Annotated in this window: 1 protein-coding gene; it reads right to left on the bottom strand. The window is 70.3% G+C overall.

What is annotated here, in order from left to right:
* Positions 1-812 (bottom strand): 1-deoxy-D-xylulose-5-phosphate synthase N-terminal domain-containing protein (locus IH00_RS39515; RefSeq protein ID WP_031074417.1); only part of this gene is annotated, 812 nt, incomplete at both ends.

Below are 812 nucleotides of genomic sequence, written 5' to 3'. Positions count from 1 at the left end.
GCTCGACCATCTCGCCGGCGAACATGGACGTCCAGGAAGGGGCACCCGCGGGCGTCAGCGGTGCGCAGGTGAGCGGGTCCATGGCGCCCACGGCGTGGAAGCGGTCCGCCTCGTCGTCGAGCGCCGGCTGGTAACCGCGGCCCTTCTCGGTGAGGCAGTGCACCAGGACGGGGCCGTGGAAGCGCTGGGCGCGCCGGAGCGCGGTCTCGACCGCCTCGATGTCGTGGCCGTCGATCGGGCCGACGTACTTCAGGCCGAGGTCCTCGAACATGCCCTGCGGGGCGATGAAGTCCTTGAAGCCCTTCTTCGCGCCGTGCAGCGAACCGTACAGCGGCGTCCCGATGACGGGTGTGTGCCGCAGGACGTCCTTGCCCCACTCGAGGAAGCGCTCGTAGCCGTCGGTGGTGCGGAGCGTGGCGAGGTGGTCGGCGAGGCCGCCGATGGTGGGGGCGTAGGAGCGCTCGTTGTCGTTGACGACGATGATCAGGGGGCGGTCCTTGGCCGCCGCGATGTTGTTGAGCGCCTCCCACGCCATGCCGCCGGTGAGGGCGCCGTCGCCGATGACGGCGATGACGCGGTCGTCCCGCCCCCGCAGCTGGTTGGCCTTGGCGAGGCCGTCGGCCCAGCCGAGAACGGTGGAGGCGTGGCTGTTCTCGATGACGTCGTGCTCGGACTCCTCGCGGGAGGGGTACCCGGACAGGCCGCCCTTGCCGCGCAGCTTGGAGAAGTCCTGCCGGCCGGTGAGGAGCTTGTGCACGTAGCTCTGGTGGCCGGTGTCCCAGAGGATCTTGTCCTTGGGGGACTCGAAGACC

The sequence above is a fragment of the Streptomyces sp. NRRL S-118 genome, assembly GCF_000716335.1.
Classification (GTDB): domain Bacteria; phylum Actinomycetota; class Actinomycetes; order Streptomycetales; family Streptomycetaceae; genus Streptomyces.
Note: the sequence above shows the minus strand (reverse complement) of the source record. Positions and strands in the feature narration are given on the sequence as shown.